The organism is Streptomyces bobili (genome assembly GCF_002154575.1).
Taxonomy (GTDB): domain Bacteria; phylum Actinomycetota; class Actinomycetes; order Streptomycetales; family Streptomycetaceae; genus Streptomyces; species Streptomyces bobili.
The window spans coordinates 1-1,587 of record NZ_MUBA01000816.1; the positions used below are offsets into that span (position 1 = coordinate 1).

The 1,587-nt window shown below is 72.7% G+C and carries 1 protein-coding gene; it reads right to left on the reverse strand.

All coding sequences use genetic code 11. The annotated features are described in order from the left end of the window. Positions 1-1,531: metallophosphoesterase family protein (locus BZL64_RS37880; protein ID WP_107430432.1), on the reverse strand; the 1,531-nt coding region annotated here is incomplete at its 3' end. Positions 1,532-1,587 lie beyond the last annotated feature (56 nt).

Consider the following 1,587-nt stretch of genomic DNA (forward strand, 5'->3'; position numbering starts at 1 on the left):
ACGGGGACGACGGTGTGGGCGTGGGCGAGGCGCCCGGCTGGTTCTCCTTCGGGAGGTGGCGGCTGACCTCGGCCGTCGTCAGGCCCAGGCCGCCGAGTTTGATCTCGTCCCAGGCCTGGAGGCGCCGGGAGTCGCGGTCGAGGTAGAGGATCGAGGCCTCGATGGGGTCGGGGTACCTGCCCTCGACGGCACGCAGTCCGCTGCCGCCGGTGGAGCCCTCGACGCGCAGCCGGGTGCCCTTCTCGAGGATCTCCATCTCGGTGTGGTGGAGGTGCCCGGCCAGCACCATCGGGACCTCGCCGTCGGTGCGGCGGGCGGCGGAGGGCTCGTGGGCGACGGCGACGTCCACCGGGGTGCCCGCGGCCCGCTGGGCGCGGAGCGCGTCCGCGAGGCGGTCGCCGGCCGCCTCCTGTGTCCCCTCGGCGTCCGGGACGGCGGAGCGGTCTGGGGTGAACTGGGGGTCGCCGATGCCGGCGAAGCGCAGTCCGGCGAGGGTGACGGCGCGGCCGTCGTCCAGGACGTGGACGTTCTTCATCTTCTCCAGGTAGGCCTGGGTGGTCGTGGAGTCGTGGTTGCCCCGGACCCAGACGTAGGGCGCGCCCAGGTCGGGGATGGGGTCGAGGAAGCCGTTCTCGGCGGCCGTGCCGTGGTCCATGGTGTCGCCGGAGTCGACGATCACGTTGACCTTGTACTGCTCCACCAGCGAGGCGATGATCTTCCAGCTCGCGGGGTTGAGGTGGATGTCGGAGACGTGCAGGACGCGCACGGTGGTGGGGTCGGGCTGGTACGCGGGGAGGGTGGAGGTGACGTCGTAGAGCTTGGTCACGTTGGTGACCAGGCGGGCCAGTTCCTGCTGGTAGACATCGAACTCCGTGACGATGTTGCGGGCGTTGCCGACCACCGAGGGGGCGGAGGAAAGCAGGCCCGAGAAGCGGGGTTCGAGGACCGACTTGGGGTTCCAGGTGGCGTAGGCGGTGGCGCCGGAGGCGGCGAGCAGGGCCAGGGCGAGGCCGCCGGCGGTGAGGGCGCGGCGGGGGCGGCGGTAGACGGCGAGGCCCAGCGCGGTGGCGCCGGCGACGACGGCGACGCAGGAGCGCACGGCGAGGTCGAGGGTGCCGTGTTCGATGTCCGCGGCGACCTCGTCCTGGAGTCCGGAGAGGCGTTCGGGATGGTCGACGAGGGCCTGTGAGCGGTCGGGGTCGAGCTGGTCGACGTTCACGTCCAGGCGGACGGGGGCGATGTGGCTGTCCAGGTGGAGGGCGCCGAGCGGAGAAATGTTGATCTTGGTGCCGCCTTCGAGGGCGGGCCGCAGGGTCATCGTCGTGTTCATGGGGCCGACGGGCACGCGGACGTTCCCGACCACGAGCAGCCCGAGCCAGGCGCCCAGCAGGACGACCGTGGTGAGGCCGAGGGCGCGGGCCCAGGGGCGGGGCCGGGTGGCGAGTTCGGGGACGGGACTCTCGGGTCGGCGGGCGGTGCGGAAACGGTTCACGGCGTTCAGGGCTGCGGCGGGGACGCGGACGCGGGCCATTGGTCGCGTATGCCCACGTGTGCGCCCGGACATGCGGAGGTACCCGCCGTACGGCG